This is a genomic window from Sphingomonas sp. Leaf230, from assembly GCF_001421745.1.
Lineage (GTDB): Bacteria > Pseudomonadota > Alphaproteobacteria > Sphingomonadales > Sphingomonadaceae > Sphingomonas.
On record NZ_LMKW01000010.1, the window covers coordinates 352,274 to 372,220 of the forward strand.

At 66.8% G+C, this 19,947-nt stretch carries 19 protein-coding genes and 1 tRNA gene; 10 read left to right on the forward strand and 10 right to left on the reverse strand.

What is annotated here, in order from left to right; genetic code table 11:
- Complete coding sequence (locus ASE82_RS13640; protein WP_056064279.1) at positions 1-816, reverse strand: arylamine N-acetyltransferase family protein; 816 nt, start codon at positions 814-816, stop codon at positions 1-3.
- A gap of 633 nt (positions 817-1,449) precedes the next feature.
- Positions 1,450-3,162, reverse strand: coding sequence for an acyl-CoA dehydrogenase (locus tag ASE82_RS13645; protein ID WP_056064283.1), 1,713 nt, complete (start codon positions 3,160-3,162; stop codon positions 1,450-1,452).
- 46 nt (positions 3,163-3,208) lie between these two features.
- Between ASE82_RS13645 and ASE82_RS13650 the strand changes: the two genes are divergently transcribed.
- Positions 3,209-4,246: an L-threonylcarbamoyladenylate synthase gene (locus tag ASE82_RS13650; protein ID WP_056064286.1), complete on the forward strand. Its 1,038-nt coding sequence runs from the start codon at positions 3,209-3,211 to the stop codon at positions 4,244-4,246.
- Positions 4,247-4,342: 96 nt separating this feature from the next.
- Here the strand turns inward: ASE82_RS13650 and msrA are convergent, their stop codons facing one another.
- Positions 4,343-4,885, reverse strand: coding sequence for a peptide-methionine (S)-S-oxide reductase MsrA (gene msrA / locus ASE82_RS13655; protein ID WP_056064289.1), 543 nt, complete (start codon positions 4,883-4,885; stop codon positions 4,343-4,345).
- Positions 4,886-4,944: 59 nt separating this feature from the next.
- On the opposite strand from msrA, the gene galE reads away from it, so the two are divergent.
- Positions 4,945-5,943 carry a UDP-glucose 4-epimerase GalE gene (galE, locus tag ASE82_RS13660; RefSeq protein WP_056064291.1) on the forward strand — a complete coding sequence of 333 codons (999 nt, stop codon included), beginning with the start codon at positions 4,945-4,947 and terminating at the stop codon, positions 5,941-5,943.
- Here the strand turns inward: galE and ASE82_RS13665 are convergent.
- The 3 genes from ASE82_RS13665 to folK all read right to left on the reverse strand — a co-directional run bounded on the left by ASE82_RS13665 (position 5,940) and on the right by folK (position 7,274).
- Entirely contained in the window at positions 5,940-6,440 is a 501-nt protein-coding gene (locus tag ASE82_RS13665; protein WP_082441500.1) for a phosphatase PAP2 family protein, read from the reverse strand. The genes galE and ASE82_RS13665 overlap by 4 nt on opposite strands.
- Before the next feature lie 227 nt (positions 6,441-6,667).
- A tRNA-Lys gene (locus ASE82_RS13670) sits at positions 6,668-6,743 on the reverse strand.
- Between the two features lie 21 nt (positions 6,744-6,764).
- The gene (folK, locus tag ASE82_RS13675; protein ID WP_056064293.1) at positions 6,765-7,274 is read right to left on the reverse strand and encodes a 2-amino-4-hydroxy-6-hydroxymethyldihydropteridine diphosphokinase; all 510 of its coding nucleotides are present in this window, start codon (positions 7,272-7,274) and stop codon (positions 6,765-6,767) included.
- A gap of 22 nt (positions 7,275-7,296) precedes the next feature.
- On the opposite strand from folK, the gene ASE82_RS13680 reads away from it, so the two are divergent.
- The gene (locus ASE82_RS13680) at positions 7,297-8,046 is read left to right on the forward strand and encodes a uracil-DNA glycosylase (protein WP_082441501.1); all 750 of its coding nucleotides are present in this window, start codon (positions 7,297-7,299) and stop codon (positions 8,044-8,046) included.
- 141 nt (positions 8,047-8,187) lie between these two features.
- Here the strand turns inward: ASE82_RS13680 and ASE82_RS13685 are convergent, their stop codons facing one another.
- On the reverse strand, positions 8,188-9,402 hold the full coding sequence (locus ASE82_RS13685; protein ID WP_056064296.1) for a UbiH/UbiF/VisC/COQ6 family ubiquinone biosynthesis hydroxylase: 1,215 nt from the start codon (positions 9,400-9,402) through the stop codon (positions 8,188-8,190).
- Between the two features lie 143 nt (positions 9,403-9,545).
- Here ASE82_RS13685 and ASE82_RS13690 point away from each other — a divergent pair, with 143 nt between their 5' ends.
- The 6 genes from ASE82_RS13690 to ASE82_RS13715 all read left to right on the forward strand — a co-directional run bounded on the left by ASE82_RS13690 (position 9,546) and on the right by ASE82_RS13715 (position 16,856).
- Entirely contained in the window at positions 9,546-11,858 is a 2,313-nt protein-coding gene (locus ASE82_RS13690; protein ID WP_056064299.1) for a DNA translocase FtsK, read from the forward strand.
- A 224-nt stretch (positions 11,859-12,082) separates the two neighbouring features.
- Positions 12,083-13,471: a carbohydrate porin gene (locus ASE82_RS13695; protein WP_056064302.1), complete on the forward strand. Its 1,389-nt coding sequence runs from the start codon at positions 12,083-12,085 to the stop codon at positions 13,469-13,471.
- Positions 13,472-13,553: 82 nt separating this feature from the next.
- Positions 13,554-14,183 (forward strand): LolA family protein, encoded by a 630-nt coding sequence (locus tag ASE82_RS13700; protein ID WP_056064304.1) that lies wholly within the window; start codon positions 13,554-13,556, stop codon positions 14,181-14,183.
- A gap of 335 nt (positions 14,184-14,518) precedes the next feature.
- Positions 14,519-15,301, forward strand: a complete 783-nt coding sequence (locus ASE82_RS13705) for an exodeoxyribonuclease III (protein ID WP_056064788.1) — start codon at positions 14,519-14,521, stop codon at positions 15,299-15,301.
- Positions 15,298-16,344 carry a GTP cyclohydrolase II gene (gene ribA, locus ASE82_RS13710; RefSeq protein ID WP_056064307.1) on the forward strand — a complete coding sequence of 349 codons (1,047 nt, stop codon included), beginning with the start codon at positions 15,298-15,300 and terminating at the stop codon, positions 16,342-16,344. Before ASE82_RS13705 ends, ribA begins: the two co-directional genes overlap by 4 nt.
- A 29-nt stretch (positions 16,345-16,373) precedes the next feature.
- The gene (locus tag ASE82_RS13715) at positions 16,374-16,856 is read left to right on the forward strand and encodes a YdcF family protein (protein WP_056064309.1); all 483 of its coding nucleotides are present in this window, start codon (positions 16,374-16,376) and stop codon (positions 16,854-16,856) included.
- A gap of 136 nt (positions 16,857-16,992) precedes the next feature.
- On the opposite strand, the gene ASE82_RS13720 is transcribed toward ASE82_RS13715, so the two are convergent.
- Positions 16,993-17,673, reverse strand: a complete 681-nt coding sequence (locus ASE82_RS13720; protein WP_200910722.1) for an HAD family hydrolase — start codon at positions 17,671-17,673, stop codon at positions 16,993-16,995.
- Positions 17,670-18,344, reverse strand: coding sequence for a YggS family pyridoxal phosphate-dependent enzyme (locus ASE82_RS13725; RefSeq protein ID WP_056064314.1), 675 nt, complete (start codon positions 18,342-18,344; stop codon positions 17,670-17,672). The genes ASE82_RS13720 and ASE82_RS13725 overlap by 4 nt, the downstream gene beginning before the upstream one ends.
- A 73-nt stretch (positions 18,345-18,417) precedes the next feature.
- Between ASE82_RS13725 and ASE82_RS18990 the strand changes: the two genes are divergently transcribed.
- The gene (locus ASE82_RS18990; RefSeq protein WP_235524719.1) at positions 18,418-18,924 is read left to right on the forward strand and encodes a thiamine phosphate synthase; all 507 of its coding nucleotides are present in this window, start codon (positions 18,418-18,420) and stop codon (positions 18,922-18,924) included.
- Positions 18,925-19,053: 129 nt separating this feature from the next.
- Here ASE82_RS18990 and ASE82_RS13730 read toward each other — a convergent pair whose 3' ends face one another.
- Entirely contained in the window at positions 19,054-19,761 is a 708-nt protein-coding gene (locus tag ASE82_RS13730; RefSeq protein WP_192976718.1) for a hypothetical protein, read from the reverse strand.
- Between the last annotated feature and the right edge of the window lie 186 nt (positions 19,762-19,947).

Sequence of the window (19,947 nt, forward strand, 5' to 3'; positions counted from 1 at the left end):
TCAGAATAATCCCAGCGCGGCGACGTCCTCGACGCTCAGGTCGATCCCGAACAACAGGCTCATGCGGATGCGGTACACGCGCGGGTCTGTGATCTCGCCGACGGTCGTGTCGGTCCCCGAGCGCCGGCGGTAGTTCCGCCCGATCAGCGACGCGAAGCCGTTCGGCAGGACGATGCTGGCGATCGGGGTGTGGGTGAAGCGGCTGGACGGTGCGGTCGAGGTCCAGTGGTTCGACATTGCCAGGTCCGCGTCGAACACTTGCGCGAGGGTGAAGCTGTATTGCGGCTGGAATCCTCCCGTCTCGCCGCGACCGTCGGTTGTCATCGGATCGCCGTCGCGGAGCAGCATCCAGCCTTGTTCGGTCGCTTCGAGGCGGAAGCGGGCGCCGTCGGGGGCGGTCGCCTCGGCGCCGTCGGCGAGCGGGAGGACGGGCGTGTAGCTGCCGCCGAAGCCGGTGTCGGCGATCCAGTCCTGGCCATCGATCGTCACCAGCGCAAAGGTGTGGGTGAGCGGCGGTACGTCTGTGACGGCGATCCACACGCGGGCGAGCAACGGGCGGGCGGTGAAGCCGAGTTCTTTGAGCGCATCCAGGAACAGCCGGTTATGCTCGAAGCAATAGCCGCCTCGACGTGCGGTGACGAGCTTGGCGAAGACTGAATCGGTGTCGATCGCGATGCCGCGGCCGAGGACGACGTCGAGATCCTCGAACGGGATGGCGAGACGGTGCGCGTGCTGGAGGCGACCGAGGCCGATCGAGTCGAGCGTCGGGCGCGCGGGCATCGCGACACGGAGGAGATAGGCGTCGAGGTCGAACATCGGTCGGGCTTTCACAGATTTCTGTTTCCCCATACCGTCCGTTGGGCGGGGGCGTCGAGTGCGGGGCACCGGATGTTGCATGTGACGCAGTGCCCCTCCCCGTTCGTGCTGAGCGAAGTCGAAGCACCTGCGCGTTGGGCATGCCCTTCGACTACGCTCAGGGCGAACGGGAAACGGGGCGACATCCCTGCTTGCTCCATTGCCCGGGGCTTATTCCGGGGACCACAGTTCCGCGTTCTCATTTCTCTCGGGTCTGCGGAACGGTGGATGCCGGAACGAGCCCGGCATGACGGTTGTTTGGGGCTGTCGCGAACAGAGGCGTCCCTCTCGATCCCCCCCGTCAGGGAGAGGTGGTTGGCGCTTGGCAGACGGAGGGGGCGGAAGGGCCACTTTCGTTGCGTGTTCCTCCCCCTCCGTCACCTTCGGTGCCACCTCCCCCTTGCGGGGGAGGATCGAGGGGGCCGCCCGGGTGCCCCTCCGCGACAGCCTGTACCGCCTTCCCACTAGCTACCTCCCCGGCGGAGGCCGGGGCCCAATTGGAACGTCGGATGTAACCGAGGACCGCGCTGATCGCGACCGTCCCCCAATTGGGCCCCGGCCTCCGCCGGGGGGGGAAGACGGGCCCGCGAGAGATCAGGCCGCGAAGAGTTCCGGCTCGATCGAGTACAGCACTGCCGCGCTGGCGTTGGCAGCGGCGTTGAGGCCCATCGCCTCGGGGACGATCTGGTCGAGGTAGAAGCGCACCGCTGCCGCCTTCATCCGGCCGAAGTCGTCGGTGCCGGCGACGCCGCCCTGCCGCTCCATCAGCCAGCCGCAGGTGGCGACCGACAGCATCGTGAGGAAGGGGTAGCTCGCGGCGAGCTTGTCGTCCGCGTCCGCGGTGGCGAGTTTACGACCGATCGCTTCGCACGCGTCGACCAGCGCCAGGAGCCGCTCGTCCTTCGCTTCAGCGCGGATGTCGGCGATCAGTGTGGCGAACGCGCCGCCATTGTCGAGGCCGAGTTTCCGCCCAACCAGGTCCGCCGCCTGGATGCCGTTCGTGCCCTCGTAGATCGGCGTGATGCGGGCATCGCGGAAATACTGCGCGGCGCCGGTTTCCTCGACATAGCCCATGCCGCCGTGGACCTGGATGCCGAGCGACGCGACTTCGTTGCCGAGATCGGTGCCGTGCGCCTTGGCGAGCGGCGTGACGAGTTCGAGGCGGTTGCGCGCGGCACAATCGCCGAGGTTGGCGCGGTCGACCTGCCCCGCCGCGTAGTAGACGAGCGCGCGCGCCGCCTGGGTCTGCGCCTTCATCCGCATCAGCATGCGGCGGACGTCGGGATGCTCGACGATCTTAACCGAGTCCTTGTTCGGCGAGCCGGCGCGCGCCGATTGCACGCGGTCGAGCGCATAGGCTACCGCGCCCTGCGTCGCACCCTCGGCGACCTGCACACCCTGGAGGCCGACGTTCAATCGCGCATTGTTCATCATCGTGAACATCGCGCGGATGCCGCCGAGCTCGGCGCCGATCAGTTCGCCGATGCAGTCGTCGTTGTCGCCGAAGCTCAAGACACAGGTGGGGGACGCGTGGAGGCCCATCTTGTGCTCGATCGAGACGACGCGGACGTCGTTGAACTCGCCCGGCGTGCCATCTTCCTGGAGGCGGAACTTGGGGACGAGGAACAGCGAGATGCCCTTCGTGCCCGCGGGGGCGCCGGGGGTCCGCGCTAAGACGAGGTGGACGATGTTCGGTGCCATGTCGTGATCGCCGAACGAGATGTAGATCTTGGTGCCCTTGATGCTCCATTTGCCGTCGCCGAGCGGGGTGGCCGTGGCACGGAGCGCGCCGACGTCGGAGCCGGCCTGCGGCTCGGTGAGATTCATCGTGCCGGTCCATTCGCCGGTCGCGAGATGGGGGAGGTAGAGCGCCTGCTGCTCGGGGCTGCCGTGATGCTGGAGCGCCTCGATCGCGCCGACGGTAAGCGTCGGGCAGAGCGCGAAGCCCATGTTGGCCGAGCCCAATGTGTCGAGCACCGCGGTCTGGATCGCGAACGGCAGGCCCTGCCCGCCCCATTCCTCCTCGACGCCGATTCCGCCCCAGCCGCCTTCGACATAATCCTTGTACGCCTGCGCGAAGCCGTCGGGCATGACCACGCCGTCTGGGGTCCATTTCGCGCCGACGGTATCGCCGGTTCGGTTGAGCGGGGCCCACTCGCCCGACGCCAGTTGCCCCACGCCTTCGAGGACCGCGTCGACGACATCGTCGCTGGCGGCGGCATAGCGTTCGGTCGCGGCGATCTCGCCGATCCGCACGACATGGTCGAGCACGAAACGCTGTTCGGTGGTTGCTGGAGTGAAGGCCATCGCATCCTCTTATCGCTACGGTTTGGACCCGCTATACGCCTGTGGAATGACCCGTCCACACCCTCGAATTTTACCCTACGGCACGGCCGCGATCGCCGAAGCCGCTGCGCTGATTCGCGATGGCGGCATCGTCGCGGTGCCCACCGAGACGGTGTATGGGCTTGCCGCGGACGCGACCAACGCGGAGGCGGTGGCGCGGATTTACGCAGCCAAGGGGCGGCCGAGTTTCAATCCGCTGATCGTGCATGTGGCGGACTTGGCGGCGGCGGAGCGGATTGCGGTGTTCGATGCGGATGCTCGGGCGTTGGCGGCGGCGTTCTGGCCGGGGCCTTTGACGCTCGTGCTGCCGGTAAGGGGGGATTCGGGGATCGCTGCGCTGGTGACGGCGGGGTTGGATACGATCGCGATCCGGGTGCCGCGGCATCGGGCGATGCAGGGGTTGATTGCGGCGTCGGGGCGGCCTTTGGCGGCGCCTTCGGCCAATGCGAGCGGGGGGATCAGTCCGACTACCGCCGGGCATGTTGCGGGAAGCTTGGGGGGGAACGTACCGTTGATCCTCGACGACGGGGCTACCGAGGCTGGGTTGGAGTCGACGATCGTGGCTGGGCGGACGGTGTTGCGGCCGGGGCCGGTGACGGCGGAGGCGCTTCTGGCGCAACTCCACCACCCCCCCGGTGAACAGCCCCCCCCCGGCGAAGGCCGGGGCCCAATTGAAACGTCTGAGATAACTGCGCGCAACGCCAAGCATAACCGTCCCCCAATTGGGCCCCGGCCTTCGCCGGGGGGGAGTGACGGTGGGATAATCGCTCCGGGGCAGCTTGCGAGCCACTATGCTCCCAAGAAGCTGCTGCGGTTAAATGCTACCGAGGCAGCGTCGAACGAATGGCTGATCGGTTTCGGCGAAGTGGCGGGCGACGTGACCCTTTCCGCATCGGGGGACCTGGTCGAAGCGGCGGCGAAGCTGTTCGATCTGCTCCACGCTGCCGATGCGAATGAACGTCCAACGATCGCCATCGCGCCGATCCCGCCTGAAGGCATCGGCGAAGCGATCAACGACCGCTTGCGCCGTGCCGCACATCGATAGTCCGTTCCCCTGCGCACGCAGGGGTCCAGGAGTCAGGTCGGATGAAGGTATTTAGCTGGGCCCCCGCTTCCGCGGGGGAACGGCTATCGGTCCAATCTACGCGTTCACTGCCGCCTTCGACCTTGCGGCGAAGCTCTTGCGGAGCTTCTGCAGCTTGGGGGGGATCACCGCCATGCAATACGGGTTCGAGCGGCCCGAGGTTTCCCAGTAATCCTGGTGATAGCCCTCGGCCTCGTACCAGGTGTCCATCGGCTCGATGGTCGTGACGATCGGCTTCGGCGAATCCGCCTGAGCCCGCTCCAGCGCTGCTTCCATCTCGGCCTTCTGCGCATCGTCCGCCGGGAACATCGCCGAGCGATACTGCGTGCCGACATCGTTGCCCTGCCGGTTCAGCGTCGTCGCGTCATGCGTCGCGAAGAAGATGTCGAGCAGGTCGCCGAGCTTCAACTGCTCCGGGTCGAAGCCGATGCGGATTGCCTCGGCATGGCCGGTGTCGCCACCGCACACCTGCTTGTACGTCGGGTCAGGGACATGCCCGCCGATATAACCGCTCTCGGCCGACTCGACGCCGATCACGTCCTTGAACACAGCCTCGGTGCACCAGAAGCAGCCGCCGGCCAGCGTTACATAATCCGTCATAACGATCTCCTTTCCGCCAATGTAGGAAGTCGCTACCCCGCAACAAAGAGGAGACGCGCGTGATTGACGGTAAGGTTATGGTGACTGGCGGGGCCGGCTATATCGGCAGCCACGCAGTGCTGGCGTTGCTCGATGCGGGATACGAGGTCGTCGTGCTCGACAATCTGGTCACCGGGTTCGACTGGGCGGTCGATCCTCGTGCCGCACTCGTCGAAGCGAACGTCGCCGACGATGCCAAGGTCCGCGCGGCGATCCGCGAGCACAACGTCCGCGCGATCATGCATTTCGCCGGCTCGGTCGTGGTCCCCGAATCGGTCAGCGATCCGCTCAAATATTACCGCAACAACACCGCCGCCAGCCGCGCGCTGATCGAGAGCGCGGTCGTCGAGGGCGTGGCCCACTTCATCTTCTCGTCGACCGCCGCGACCTACGGCACGCCCGAGAAGGTGCCGGTGGCCGAGGGCGATCCGACCGTGCCGATCAACCCGTATGGCATGTCGAAGCTGATGACCGAGGCAATGCTGCGCGACGTCGCCGCGGCGCATCCGATGAACTATGCGGCATTGCGCTACTTCAACGTCGCCGGCGCCGATCCGCAGGGGCGCAGCGGCCAGTCGACGGTCGGTGCCACCCACCTGATCAAGATCGCGGTCGAGGCGGCGACCGGCAAGCGCGACGCGGTAGGCGTCTACGGCACCGACTTCGACACCCCCGACGGCACCGGCGTGCGCGATTACATCCACGTCACCGACCTTGCCGCCGCGCATGTCGCCGCGCTGGAAGTCCTGGTCGCGGACCCCGCCAAGAGCCACACGCTCAACGCGGGCTATGGCAAGGGCTTCTCGGTGCTCGAGGTGCTCGATGCGGTCGACAAGGTTACCAACCGGACGATCGAACGTCGCCTCGAAGGGCGTCGCGCGGGCGATCCGGCGATGCTGATCTCGGACAATCGCGCGATCCTGGAGACGCTCGACTGGACGCCGCGCCATGCCGATCTGGACGGCATCGTCCGCGATGCGCTGGCATGGGAGCGGGCGCTCGCCGAGAAGGGCCGCTAGGACGCGGACAGATCGGGGGGCGGATCGGCGGGCGGGGTGCCGAACGCGTGGCGCTCGCCGCCGATCGCCCGTCGCGCGCGGGCGGTGGCCAGCCACCAGGCGAGCGCCCAGAGCGTGCCGAAGCTCCACCCGGCCAGCACGTCGCTCGGCCAGTGGACGCCGAGATACACCCGGCTGCAGCCGATCGCGCCGACCAGCAGGATCGCGACGACGAGCAGATACGCTCGGGTCGCACGGTCCCGAGTCACCTGCGAGGCGAGGCCGGCGAGCGTGAGATAGACGATCGCGCTGTTCGCCGAATGCCCGCTCGGGAAGCTCATGTTCGAGACGGTGACGAGGTGCTCGACGATATCGGGCCGCGGGCGGTTGACCTGCGCCTTGACGAAATCGACGATCACTCCCCCGGTGATGCTGGATGCGAGCATCGCCAGCGCGGTCAGCCATAGCCGCTGGACGACCAGCAGGCCCGTGACGACGGCCACGACGATCGTCAGCACGATGCCGCCGCCGAGCGCGGTGACGTCTATCGCGACGTTCGGCAGCCAGGACGGCCCGTGCCATGCGCGCAGGCCGAGGATGATCGCACGGTCGAACGCGAACGGCCAATGATCTACCGCGAGACCGACCAGCAGGATGAAGATGATGCCGACCGCGGCGACCGAGGCGCCCGCAAGAATCGCCGGGACATGCCGCCGCCTGCTCGGCGCATCGCCCGAGGCATCGATGGTGGGTCCGCCGGGGCTCGAACCCGGGACCTCTCGATTAAAAGTCGCTTGCTCTACCAACTGAGCTACGGACCCCCGCCATCGTGGACCGCGCACCTAATCGCGTGGCCGCTTTCGGTCAACCGATTGCGCCAATTGCCGGATCGTTCTGCCGGTGAGCGGATCGCGCCATGTCGGGACGAGCCCTGCGAGGGGGGCGAGGACGAACCCGCGTTCTCGGAACGCCGCGTGCGGTACGGTGAGGCCGGGTGACGACCATGCGCCGCCCGACCACAGGACGATGTCGAGGTCCAGCACGCGGCTGCCCCAGCGGCGTCCCGAGCGACGGCCGAATGCGCGTTCGATACTTTTCAGGCGGACGAGCAGCGTGGCGGGATCTTCAGCCGTCTCGATCAACGCGACGGCGTTGGCGTAGCGGCGGTTCGAGGGACCTAGTGGAGCGCTCGCGACGGTCGGCGATCGTATGACGACATCGCCGAGCGCTTCCAGCGCGGCGGCGATCTCGCGCGCTGGTGCGCCGTGACGTCCGCGTCGGTTGGAGCCGAGCGCGATCGCGTAAGTCGTTGCGGCAGGCGCGATCGTCGGGAGCGGGGTTGCAGGCGACATTTGGTCCGCCTAGCGCAATCCCATGGATTCCACACCTTACAGCACCGAGCTTCCCGAGCACGCGATCGACTCGGCCGACGAACTCGCCGGCGACATCGACGTCACGACCGTCTTTGCGCCGGTCTCCGCACTGCCCGAGACCGAGCCGCCACACGACTGCCCCCTCTGCCCGCGGCTCGTCGCGGTGCGCGAGCAGTTGCGGACCGAGTTCCCGACATGGTGGAACGCACCGGTCCCTGCGTTCGGCGATCCGGCCGCGTGGCTCGGCATCATCGGCCTCGCGCCGGGTAAGCATGGCGCGAACCGCACGGGCCGCGCGTTCACCGGCGATTATTCAGGGCAGTTCCTGTACGAGACGCTTGGGCGGTTCGGGCTTGCGACCGGGACATATGGTGCGAAGGCCGAGGACGGGCTGGCGCTCGACGGCGCGATCATCCTCAACGCGGTGAAGTGCCTGCCGCCCGAGAACAAGCCGACGCCGGAGGAAATCCGCACCTGCCGCCCATTCCTCGAGACGCAGGCGGATGCGGTGCCTAGTGCGCGGGTGTTCGTGGCGCTGGGGCATATCGCGCATCAGTCGGCGGTGAAGATGCTCGGCGGGCGGTTGCCGAAGGCGCGGTTCGCACACGGTGCCGAGCATGTCATGCCCGATGGTCGCGTGCTGATCGATAGCTTCCATTGCTCGCGGTACAACGTGAATACGGGCGTACTGACGGCGGAGATGTTCGACGCGGTGTTTGCGCGGGCGCTGGAGTTACGTGGGGCGGTTTGAAACGCTCACCTAATTCCGGCCGCCAATACGGTAAGTGCCTCTCGCGGTAGAACAGACGCATTTTTCCAGTGGAGGTCGGGGTCCAGTTGGTGAGATCGTCGTGACAGAGCGCTGCCGCTGATCAGCGGCAGATCGCCCGTCTCAGATCTTGAGACCCTGCAACAGCTTCGGGAGATCGCCGCTTTCACCGCGTGCCTCCGCCATGAAGCTGTCCTTGAGCGGCGGGATCGCGTTGACGGCGCTGATGCCGAACCGGCGGACGGCGCTGGCAGTCTTGCCGGGGAGGCCGAACAGGCGGGTGAGCGTGTCGGTGGCGGCGGCGGTCATGAACGTGTCGAGCCCGCGCCAGCGCTGGTAGCGCGCGAGCAGCGCCGCGTCGCCGAGGTCGAGGCCGAGCCGCTTGCCCTCGACCAGCACTTCGGCGAGCGTCGCGACGTCGCGGAAGCCGAGGTTGAGGCCTTGTCCGGCGATCGGGTGGATGCCGTGGCCGGCGTCGCCGACCAATGCGAGACGCTGGTCGGTGATCCGCGCGGCGTGGTGGAAGCCGAGCGGGTAGCTAGACCGCGGTGTCGCCATCGATAGCGCGCCGAGGAAACCGCCCATGCTCTTTTCCGCTTCGGCCAGGAACGCGCGGTCGCCGAGCTTGAGCATGCCGGGGGCGTTCTTCGCGTCGACCGTCCAGACGATCGCGGAGCGGTGGCCATCGGCATCGTCCGGCAGCGGGAGCAGCGCGAACGGGCCGCTTGCGTAGAAGATCTCGTACGCGACATCCTCGTGCGAACGCTCGTGGTGGAACGCGGCGATGATCGCGGTGTGCTCGTACGACCAGCGGGCGATCGTGATCCCCGCGGCTTCGCGCGTCGGCGAGTTGCGGCCTTCCGCGGCGATCAACAGCGGCGCGCGAATGACGGCGCCCGAGTCCAGCGTGGCGGTGACGCCCGATTCGGCACGGTCGACCGACGTCGCGCGCGTCTTCATGCGGAGGTCGACATGCGGCGCGACGGTCGCGGCGTCGAACAGCGCTCGGCGGAGCAGCTTGTTCTCGTACATCGTGCCAAGCGCGCCATCGTCCGCGGCGGGGACGAAATCGAGCGCGCCGGGTTCGAGGCCATCGCTCACCCGAATCTGGCGGATCGCACAGCCCTGCCCTGCCAGCGTCGCGCCGATGCCGATCGCGTCGAGCATCCGGTGGCTCGCGCTCGCCACCGCAGAGGCGCGGCCGTCGAAGCCCGGCGCCAGCGTCACCGCCGGGTCGGCGGGGTCGATCACGATCGTCGAGATGCCGTGCACGTCGAGCGCCACGGCGAGCGTCGCGCCGACCAGCCCGCCACCGAGGATGATTACATCTGTGTCCATGCCGCCGCTTTATCCCGACCGCGGGTCGCTGCCAACGACGTTCCCGACGCGGTTTAACCCGTGTTTCAGCGTGGTTGCTTGACGTCCGAGCAACCCAGCGCGATGCAAGATCACTATCAAAGTGAATCTGGAGAATACGGGTCATGGCCAGCCGCGCGCAGCCAGCCTTGTGGCGTGAGACGGTGAAGGCGGGTGCCGTCCGCAGCGGCGCGCTGATCGCGGCGATCGCGTTGTTCGTCGGCACGCTGCTGATGGCGCTGGCGCTGGCGAGCTATCACCCGAGCGACCCCGCGCTCAACACCGCATCGGGCGGCGACCCCGCCAACCTGGTCGGGCCGCCGGGTGCATGGTTCGCGGATATCGCGCTCACGCTGTTCGGACCCGCGGTCGCGTTGCTGCTGCCGATCGGGCCGATTCTGGGCATGCGACTGTGGCGTGACGCGCCGCTCGGGCATTGGGTGCGGATGGTGCGCGGCGCGGCGATCGGCGTCGCGCTGATGGCGAGCGCGCTGGCGTTCGTGTCCGGCACGTCGGTGCTGGCGCTCCCAGCCGGCTGGGGCGGCGTGATCGGCCTGTCGGTCTCCAGCGCAGTACACTGGGCGTTGAGCTTCATCGGCCAGCCGGTCGCCGAGCTCTGGTCCGCGCGCGCGATCGGGCTGGTCGCCGCGATCGCCGGCGCGATCGTCTGGGGCAAGAGCATCGAGATCGATCTCGGCGAGCGCAAATGGCGCCTGCCCCGCCGCAATCGCACCGAAGCGCTTGGCTATGACGGCTTTGCGGAGATCGACGAGGACGACGACGAACCGCTGACGTTGACGCGCAAACCGGTCGAGCCGCGCGCGGTCGCCGAGCCCGACCCGCGTCCCGCTCCCGTCATCGCGGACCGCCAGAACGCACCGTCGCAGGCCAAGCCCAAGGAGCGCCAGTCGTCGCTCGACCTGCGCGACAATTTCACGCTGCCGAGCCTCGACCTGCTGACGCCGTCGCCGCCGAGCCAGGGCAATGTGATCGACAAGGCGGGGCTGGAGCGCAACGCGCGGCTGCTCGAGAACGTGCTCGACGACTTCCACGTCAAGGGATCGATCATCGAGGTGCGGCCGGGCCCGGTCGTGACGATGTACGAACTCGAACCTGCGCCGGGTATCAAGGCGAGCCGCGTCATCGCGCTCGCCGACGACATCGCGCGCAACATGTCCGCGATCTCCGCGCGCGTCGCGGTTATTCCGGGGCGCAACGTGATCGGTATCGAGCTGCCGAATGCGCGGCGCGAGGCGGTGAGCCTACACGAACTCGTCGGCAGCCAGACGTTCGAGGACCAGTCGGCGCAGCTGCCGATCATCCTCGGCAAGAACATCGCGGGCGATTCGGTGATCGCCGATCTCGCGCCGATGCCGCATCTGCTGGTCGCGGGCACCACCGGCTCGGGTAAGTCGGTCGGCCTGAACAGCATGATCCTGTCGCTGCTCTACAAGCTGACGCCGAACCAGTGCCGGATGATCATGATCGATCCGAAGATGCTCGAACTGAGCATGTACGACGACATTCCGCATCTGTTGTCGCCTGTGGTGACCGACCCGGCCAAGGCGGTGCGCGCGCTGAAATGGGCGGTCGAGACGATGGAGGATCGCTATCGCCAGATGTCCTCCGTCGGCGTGCGCAGTCTCGCGGGTTTCAACGACAAGGTGCGCGGCGCGAAGGCCAAGGGGCAGCCGCTCGGGCGCAAGGTGCAAACGGGCTATCACCCGGATACCGGCGCGCCGATGTACGAGGAGGAAAAGCTCGAATACGACGTGCTGCCGCAGATCGTGGTGATCGTCGACGAGCTCGCCGACCTGATGATGACCGCGGGCAAGGAGGTCGAATTCCTCATCCAGCGGCTCGCGCAGAAGGCGCGCGCGGCGGGCATCCACCTGATCATGGCGACGCAGCGGCCGTCGGTCGACGTCATCACCGGCGTCATCAAGGCCAATCTGCCGACGCGGATCAGCTTCCACGTCACCTCGAAGATCGATTCGCGCACCATCCTCGGCGAGCAGGGCGCGGAGCAGCTGCTCGGCAAGGGCGACATGCTGTATATGCCGGGCGGCAAGGGCATCGTCCGCGTCCACGGCCCGTTCGTGACCGACGACGAAGTGCGGCTGGTGGCGGATCACTGGCGCTCGCAGGGGCTGCCGGATTATATCTCCTCCGTTACCGAGGAGCCCGAGGAGAGCTTCGCATTGGAGGGCTCGCCGACCGGTGAGGATTCCGCGGAAGACCAGCAATATCGCCAGGCGATCCAGCTGGTGTGCGAGTCGCAGAAGGCGTCGACCTCGTGGCTCCAGCGGCAGTTGCGGATCGGCTACAACTCGGCCGCGCGGTTAATCGAGCGGATGGAGAAAGACGGCATCGTCGGCCGCCCGGATCATGTCGGCCGCCGCGAAGTGCTGCGCGATACCGAGGGGCATGCGATCTAAGGTCGGATCGATCCTCCCCCGCCAGGGGGAGGTGGCACCGCAGGTGTCGGAGGGGGAGGACACGGAACCTACGTTGTCGCCCCCTCCCCCTCCGTCTGGCAAGTGCCAGCCACCTCCCCCTGGCGGGGGAGGATTCCTAAAGTCCCTTTGGCTTGTCGAGGGTTTCGGACCGCCGACGCTCGGTATACGGGGCTGATACAAGTTCCGAAAAACAGGTGGGCGTGATGGGGTATCGGCGGTTCTGTGCAGCGGCAGCGGTGGCGCTCGCCCTACCCGGTCAGGTCTCCGCGCAGGACACCGCCAAGCAGACCCCCGGCAGCAGTGCGACCGACACGCAGCACCGCCCGCGCTCCGGCGTGCGCCGTGACAGCGATCTGTCGCCCTCCGCGCTGACCGCCGATACGCAGCGTACACCGCCGCCTGGCCTGTTCGCCGACTGGTTCGATATCCGCAAACGTCTGGCCGATCGCGGCATCGGGCTCAGCGCACGCTATGCCTCGGAAAGCGCGTATAATTTCTCCGGCGGTGACCGGAAGCTGCTGCGCGAGACCGGCCAGTTCGACGTCGGCGTGCTGCTCGATCTCGACAAGGTCGTCGGCCTTAGGGGCGGCGCGTTCCAGGCGACCGTTACCTACCGCCGTGGCCGCGATCTGGGTGCGGACGCCAATCTCGGCGTGCTGCAACAGGTGCAGGAAGTGTACGGCCGCGGGCAGACCGTCCGGTTGACGCAATTCTGGTACGAGCAAATGCTCGGCGAAAAGCTCGAACTCAAGATCGGCCGAACCAATCCGGGCGAGGATTTCGCGTCCTTCTCGTGCTATTTCCAGAACCTCAGCTTCTGCGGTGCGCCGCCGGGCAATCTGAACGGCGATTACTGGCAGAACTGGCCAATCAGCCAATGGGGGGCGCGGTTGCGCTACGACGTCAACGATCACCTGACACTGAAGACCGCCGCCTACGAAGTGAACCCGCGCAACCTCGATAACGACTTCGTGATCGGCCATTTCCACGGCGCGACCGGCGCTCTGATCCCCGTCGAGGCCGAATGGCGACGCGGCGATGACGACGGCCGGGTCGGCGCGTACAAGGTCGGCGGCTGGGTCAACACCTCGAACGGCGACGACGTGTTCTACGATCTGAACCGCCGGCCGATCGCGATCACCGGGCTCGAACCGCTCCGCCGCAGCGCGCGCTACGGGGTGTATTTCAACATCCAGCAACAGGTCACCGGCACCTCGAAGGACGGCAAGTCGGTCACCGGGCTCAGCGTGTTCCTCAACGCGACGCAGGCCGATCGTGCCACCTCGACCACCGACAACCAGATCGCCGCGGGGCTGTTCTACAAGGGGCTGGTGCCGTGGCGGCCGAACGACATCCTCGGCTTTGGCGTGGCGCGGACCAACGTGAACGGGCGCGTGGCGAAGGGCCAGGAACTCGATCCGGCGCGGCCCGCGGTGCAGGATGCGGAGTACGCGTCGGAGATCTATTACAGCGTGCATCCGACCAAGTGGCTCGAGTTGCGCCCGAACGTGCAGTTCATCCACAACCCCGGCGGCGTGCACGACGCAAACGACGTCGCGGTGCTCGGACTGAAGGGCGCGATTACGCTGTAGTCCGCGCGCCCTGACGGAACCCGCCGAATTCAGTGGCGGTTCAAGCGCAGGCGGGCAACGGTCGCGCCTTGAGGAGATTTCGATGTTCAATACCCGCCCCGCGGTGATCGCGACGATCGCCGCTCTGTCCGTCGCCGCCGTGCCTGCGCCGATCGCCGCGCAGGCGACTGGTGACTTGGCCGCCGTGCAGAAGCACCTGCAATCGGTCGAGACGATGACCGCCAGTTTCTCGCAGGCGGATCGCAATGGCAAGGTGCTGACCGGCGTGCTGACGCTGAAGAAGCCCGGCAAGCTGCGTTTCCAGTATGAGAAGGGCGTGCCGATCCTGATCGTCGCGGAGGGCGGCGCGCTGACCTTCATCGATTATTCGGTGAAGCAGGTGCAGCGCTGGCCGATCAAGAACTCGCCGCTCGGCGTGCTGCTCGATCCGACCCGCGACATCACGCGGTATGCGAAACTCGTTCCCGGCTACGACCAGCGGATCGTGTCGGTGGAGGCGAACGATCCGAAGCATCCCGAATATGGCCGGATCACGCTGGTTTTCGTCCGCAACGCGAGTGCGCCGGGCGGGCTGATGCTGCAGGGCTGGGTCGCGCTCGACAGCCAGAACAACCGCACGACGATCCGCCTGACCAACCAGAAGTTCGGCGAACCTGTCAGCGACAACAGCTTCCGCTGGAACGATCCGCGCCGCACGGGTGTAAGAAAATAACATAAAATTTGTGTCATTCATGCAAGCGACAGGTTCGGCCCCCTAGAGAGTGGCTCGCGGATGTGGGGCATTCGGGATTTTTCCCCCTGTTGCCCGGATGGTTTCCTCACCTCTCGCCTGCGTGACGAACGCTGAGTCGGCCCTCGCTCCATGCCCCCGGAGCGGGGGTCATTCGCGTAGAGCGGCAGGCAAAAAGATTTGCCTGACTCGCTCAAGCGCGGCCGACGGGCAAAGCCCGGTCGACGACAGCGGCTTTGCCGATGGCGCCTTCTCCCTTCTTCAAGGTCCGCACCCGCTTCCTTGTCCCCACCCCCCCGCAACGCTACATCGCGCCGGTGAAGATCGTCTCCTGGAACATCAACTCGGTCCGTTTTCGGATCGCCATCGTCGAACAGTTTCTGCGCGACGAGCAGCCCGACATCCTGTGCCTGCAGGAGACCAAGGTCATCGACGGCGACTTCCCGTTGGAGGCGTTCCGCGCGCTTGGTTACGAGCACATCGTCCTGCACGGCCAGCGCATGCACCACGGCGTCGCGATCCTCAGCCGAGTCCCGATCGTCGAGGACGACCGCTTCGACTGGCAGGCGAACAGCGAGGCGCGTCACATCGGCGTGCGGCTCGAGAACGGCGTACGGCTCGAAAACGTCTACGTCCCCGCCGGCGGGGATGTCCCCAATCGCGAGGTGAACCCCAAATTCGGCCAGAAACTCGACTTCATCGACCGCATGACGACCTGGTCCGAAACACTGCCCGGCCCGACAATCCTCGTCGGCGACTTCAACATCGCCCCGCTCGAATCCGACGTCTGGAGCCACAAGCAGCTGCTCGACGTCGTCAGCCACACCCCCATCGAGGTCGAGGCACTCGGCAAGTTGCAGGCGGCAGGCGACTGGGTCGATCTCGGCCGCCATTTCCACCCCGCCCCCGCCCGACTGTTCACCTGGTGGAGCTACCGCGCCAAGGATTGGGCGGCCTCGGATCGCGGGCGAAGGCTCGATCATATGTGGGCAACCGGTGCCGCCGCCGAAGCCGCGGTGTCGCACCACGTCTACGAACGCTGCCGGAGCTGGCTGAAGCCGTCCGACCACGTCCCGATCATGACCGAGTTCGCGTTTTGAGCAATCCCCGCGCCGCCGCCCGCGCGGTCGACGCGCTCAGGCGCGGCTGGCCGATCGCGATCGACGGGCTAGTGCTGCTCGCGGTCGAGACGGCGGATGCCGAGCGGTTGGCGGCGTTCGATCCCGACGCGAATGGCGGCGTACTGATCTCGTCGGGGCGTGCTGCGACGTTGAAGCTCGCGAACCAGCTCGCGGCCGCGGATCCGACCGAGCCCGTACTCGTCGATCGCGCCCCCTGGATCGACTTTGCCGCCGCGACCGCGCTGGCCGATCCGCAATTCGACTTGGCCACCCCCCTCAAGGGTCCGTTCCAGACGCTCCCGCTCGCCGATCCGGACGCGGCGGCAGCTGCCTTGCGACTTGCCCGGATCGCGGGATTGCTGCCGGCGTTCTTCCTCGGCACCGGCGAACCCGAGGTCCGCATCGCCCGCGCAGACATCGACGCACACGAAGACGCGAACCGCCTGACGCTCGCGGCACGCGCGCGGCTTCCGGTCGAGGGCGCGGAGGATGCGGAGATCGTCGCCTTCCGCAGCCCCGAAAGCGCGGACGAGCACATCGCGCTGCTGATCGGCCAACCCAACGGCCAGCCGCCGCTCGTCCGCCTCCACAGCGAGTGCCTTACGGGCGACGTGCTCGGCAGCCTAAAGTGCGACTGCGGGCCACAGTTGCACGCCGCAATCCACGCGATCCAGCATGGCGGATGGGGCATCCTGCTGTATCTGAGACAGGAAGGCCGCGGGATCGGCCTCGTCAACAAGCTGCGCGCGTATGCGTTGCAGGACCAAGGCTTCGACACAGTCGATGCGAACACGCGGCTCGGGTTCGCAGTCGATGCGCGCGATTTCGGTGTGGCGGCCCGGATGCTGACGCTGCTCGGACAGCGTGAGGTGCGGTTGCTGACCAACAACCCCGCCAAGGTCGCCGGGCTCGAAACGGCGGGCGTGACGGTGATCGAACGCGTGCCGCATTTCCTCCCCTCGAACCCGCACAACGCGCAGTATCTCGCGACCAAGCGCGATCGCACGGGGCATCAGTTCTGACCGACATTCCTCCCTCACGGCGCCTGATCGTGGTGTTCGGCGCGGCGGTTCGTCCCGATGGCAACCCAAGCCCCACCCTCGCCCGCCGCATCGCGTTCGCAGCGGCGGCGGCGGCGCGCTACGTCGATGCGGACCTGTTCTGCTCGGGCGCGAAGGGCACGCATGGGCCTTCGGAAGCCTCGGTGATGGCGGATGTGCTGGCAGAAACGGTCGACCGGTCGCGGATCCATCTCGACGAAGCCAGCGTGGACACGTTGCAAAGCGTCGTCGCCGCGACCGCCTTCGCGCGCGCGGGCCAATATGCGCAGTGCATGATCTGCACCGATGGCTATCACCAGCCCCGCATTCGCATGCTGTTCGCGATGCTCGGCATGCCCGCAAGCGCGATCCACGTGCCGCATGGCGGCAGCCGACAGTACCAGCTCAAAATGCGGTCGCGGGAAGCGGCGGCAATCCCGTATGATCTGGTCGCGGGGATCGGTGCGATCTGGCGGCGGAAGCGGGTTGGCTAAGCGATCATCGCCTCCACGCTGGTCGAGCGGAGCACGCTTGGCCGTCGTCTAGTTTGTTTCCCCGCGAAGGCGGGGACCCAGGCTGGGCTCCCGCCTTCGCGGGAGAACAAGGAGGCAGGAGACCCCAGGGCTCCGATCAAATGCTTCCAATCAACCGCGCCACGTCGTCGAAGCTCTCCGCCAGCGCGTCAACACCGATCGCCTTCAGCCGAGCACCATGCTCGGCATTGCAATGCGATCCCGCCGACAAACCAATGACATAGCCCCCCGAAGCCACGGCCCCCGTCGCACCCACCGGCGAATCCTCCAGGATAGCCGTACGCGCAATATCGACGCCCAACTGCCGCGCGCCGAACAGATACAGGTCGGGTGCGGGCTTCCCGTTCGTCACGTGTTCGCGGCCGCTATAGAGGTGATCGCCGAACGCATCGCGCAAGCCGATATGCTCCAGATGCCGCGCGATCCACGAGACCGGGCTCGACGACACGATCGCCTTGGGCAAGTCGGCAGGGAGCGAGCGCACGAACGCCACCGCGCCCTCGATCGCGTCGACGCCAGCCGCCATCACGCGCTCGTCCTCGGCCTTCCGCGCGGCGTAGAACTCCTCGGGGAGCGGTCGGTCGATCCAGCGCTCGACCGCGTCGATGAACTGCGGCCCGGCGAGCCCCATGAAGTTCGCCATCGAATCTTCGGCGCTGGTCGGGTGCCCCGCAGCGGTGAGCCATTCGGCAATGTGGCGGTTGCCGAAGGCTTCGCTGTCGATCAAAACCCCGTCGAAATCGAACAACAGCGCGTCGAACCGAACCGCAATGCTCACGCGCCCGTCCCCCGCGCGCCGAACAACGCACTGCCGATCCGGACATGAGTCGCGCCGATCGTCACCGCGGTCTCGAAATCGTCGGACATGCCCATGCTGAGGCCGGTCAACCCGTGATCGCGCGCGAGTTTGGCCAGCAGCGCGAAATACGGCGCCGGCTCGATGTCCGCAGGCGGCAGGCACATCAGCCCGGCGATCGGCAGGCCGGCGGCGCGCGCCTGTTCTACCAGCGCCGGCAGGTCGGCGATCGCGCAGCCACCCTTTTGCGGCTCGTCGCCGATGTTGACCTGAAGGAAGCAGTCCGGCCGACGATCGCTCGCCTCCATCGCCTTGCCCAGCGCGGCGACCAGCGACGGGCGATCGACCGCGTGGATGCAGTCGAACAACGCCACCGCCTCGGCCGCCTTGTTCGATTGAAGCTGGCCGATCAGGTGCAGTTCGACGTCGGGATATTTCTCACGCAACGCCGGCCATTTCTCGGACGCTTCCTGCACACGATTCTCGCCGAACACGCGCTGACCCTCGACGAGCAGCGGTTCGATCGCCTCGACCGGATGCGTCTTGGAGACCGCGATCAGCGTCACGTCGTCCGCGCGGCGATCGGCGATCTCGGCGGCCTTGGCGATCCGGCTGCGGATGGCCTGCAATTTGGTGGTGTCGTCAGCAATCATGCGGCGCGCTATAGGCAGCGGCGTGGCCCGTCGTAACCCCATTCCCGCGCGCTGGCTGATGACCGACGAGCGGATGGGCGACGCCTTGTGGCCTGCGCTCAGGCGATTGCCGCCGGGATCCGGCGTGGTGTTTCGGCATTATGCTACCCCTGCGCGGGAACGGCGGGAATTGCTGCGGCGGGTTATTCGCGTCGCGCACGCACGACGGTTGACCGTGGTAGTGGCCGGAAAGTCTACGATCGACGCCAACGGGGTGCATGGTCGGGCACGGACTCACGGGATCAGAACCTGGCCAGCGCATTCGAGGGGCGAGGCCTTGGTTGGTAAGCGCGCCGGAGCTGCTGCCCTGTTTGTGTCGCCGATCCATCCCTCCCGGTCGCACGACGGCACGGCCGGCATCGGCTCGGCGCAGGCTATGCGGTTCGGAAGAGGACTTGGGATACCAATGATCGCGCTAGGCGGAATGACCGATTCGCACTGGCGGCGCATCCGGCGGTTCGGCTTCCACGGCTGGGCCGCGATAGATGCCTGGCTGCCTATAGTACGCCGTCATCCTGACGAAAGTCAGGATGCAGAGTAATCGATCGCTGGGTCTCATGGCACTGGATCCTGACTTTCGTCAGGATGACGGGAAGGGAGAGCTGCGCCCCTCGGATCCAGCTCGCGACGATCAGTCTTGATTTCCGACGAGCCTAGCTGCGTCGGACGCCTAGAAGCGGAAGGCGGTGCCCAGATACACGGCCTGGCTGTCACGACGGTCGTCATCGACCTTCACGAAACGCTCGCGATCCGACCGATACCGCACGCCAGCCGTCACCGCGAGACTACGCGTCAACGCGTAAGACCCGCCAAGATCGACCGAATAGCTCGGCGCATCTTCCACAAGCCGCGGTGCGCTCGACAGCGGACGATCCGCCGCAGCCTTCACCGTCCCGCTGAAGCGCTTGGCGCTATAGCTCACCGCAAGGTCAGCCGCCTCACGCCCACCCGGCATCACGCCGAGATCGAGCTTGTTCACGTCACCCGAGATCGCGAATCGCTTCCAGCCGACCGACATGCCAAGGTTGTAGGCGATCGGCGCAATACCGACGGTCGGCGTGGTCGAAGCAAGGCTGGCCGTGTTGGCGACACCGCGGTTGGTCTGCGCACGGACCGCAACGGTCACCGCCCGGTTGTCCTGCCGAGTTTCGGCGGGCGTGAACTTGAAGCTGCCGGCGTCGAAGCCACCGCGCGCGAACATCGCGGCAAGGCGGGGGTCGGCAGCGGCCGGCGTAAACGATCCGATACCGCGAACCGCGGCGACGTTATGCTTGGCGATCCGGGCGGGCTGTTCGCTGGCGCCGAAGGCAGGCGCGACGATTGCGGCGGTGGCGACAAGCGCCCCGGCAACCACCCCAACTATTCCCCCACGCGTCATCACAACGAATCTGTCCTTCGAATCCCGTAATCGGATCCTGTTAAACCGCATCTAACATGAATTGATCCACAGCAAAGGCCGCAGAACCGCCCATTCCCACCCTTCGTCGCCGAATTGTCGGACAGTGTTGCAATCAGCACACAGATCGCCGCGATAGCGCTACCGAATCGGTTGCTCTCCCAGTCG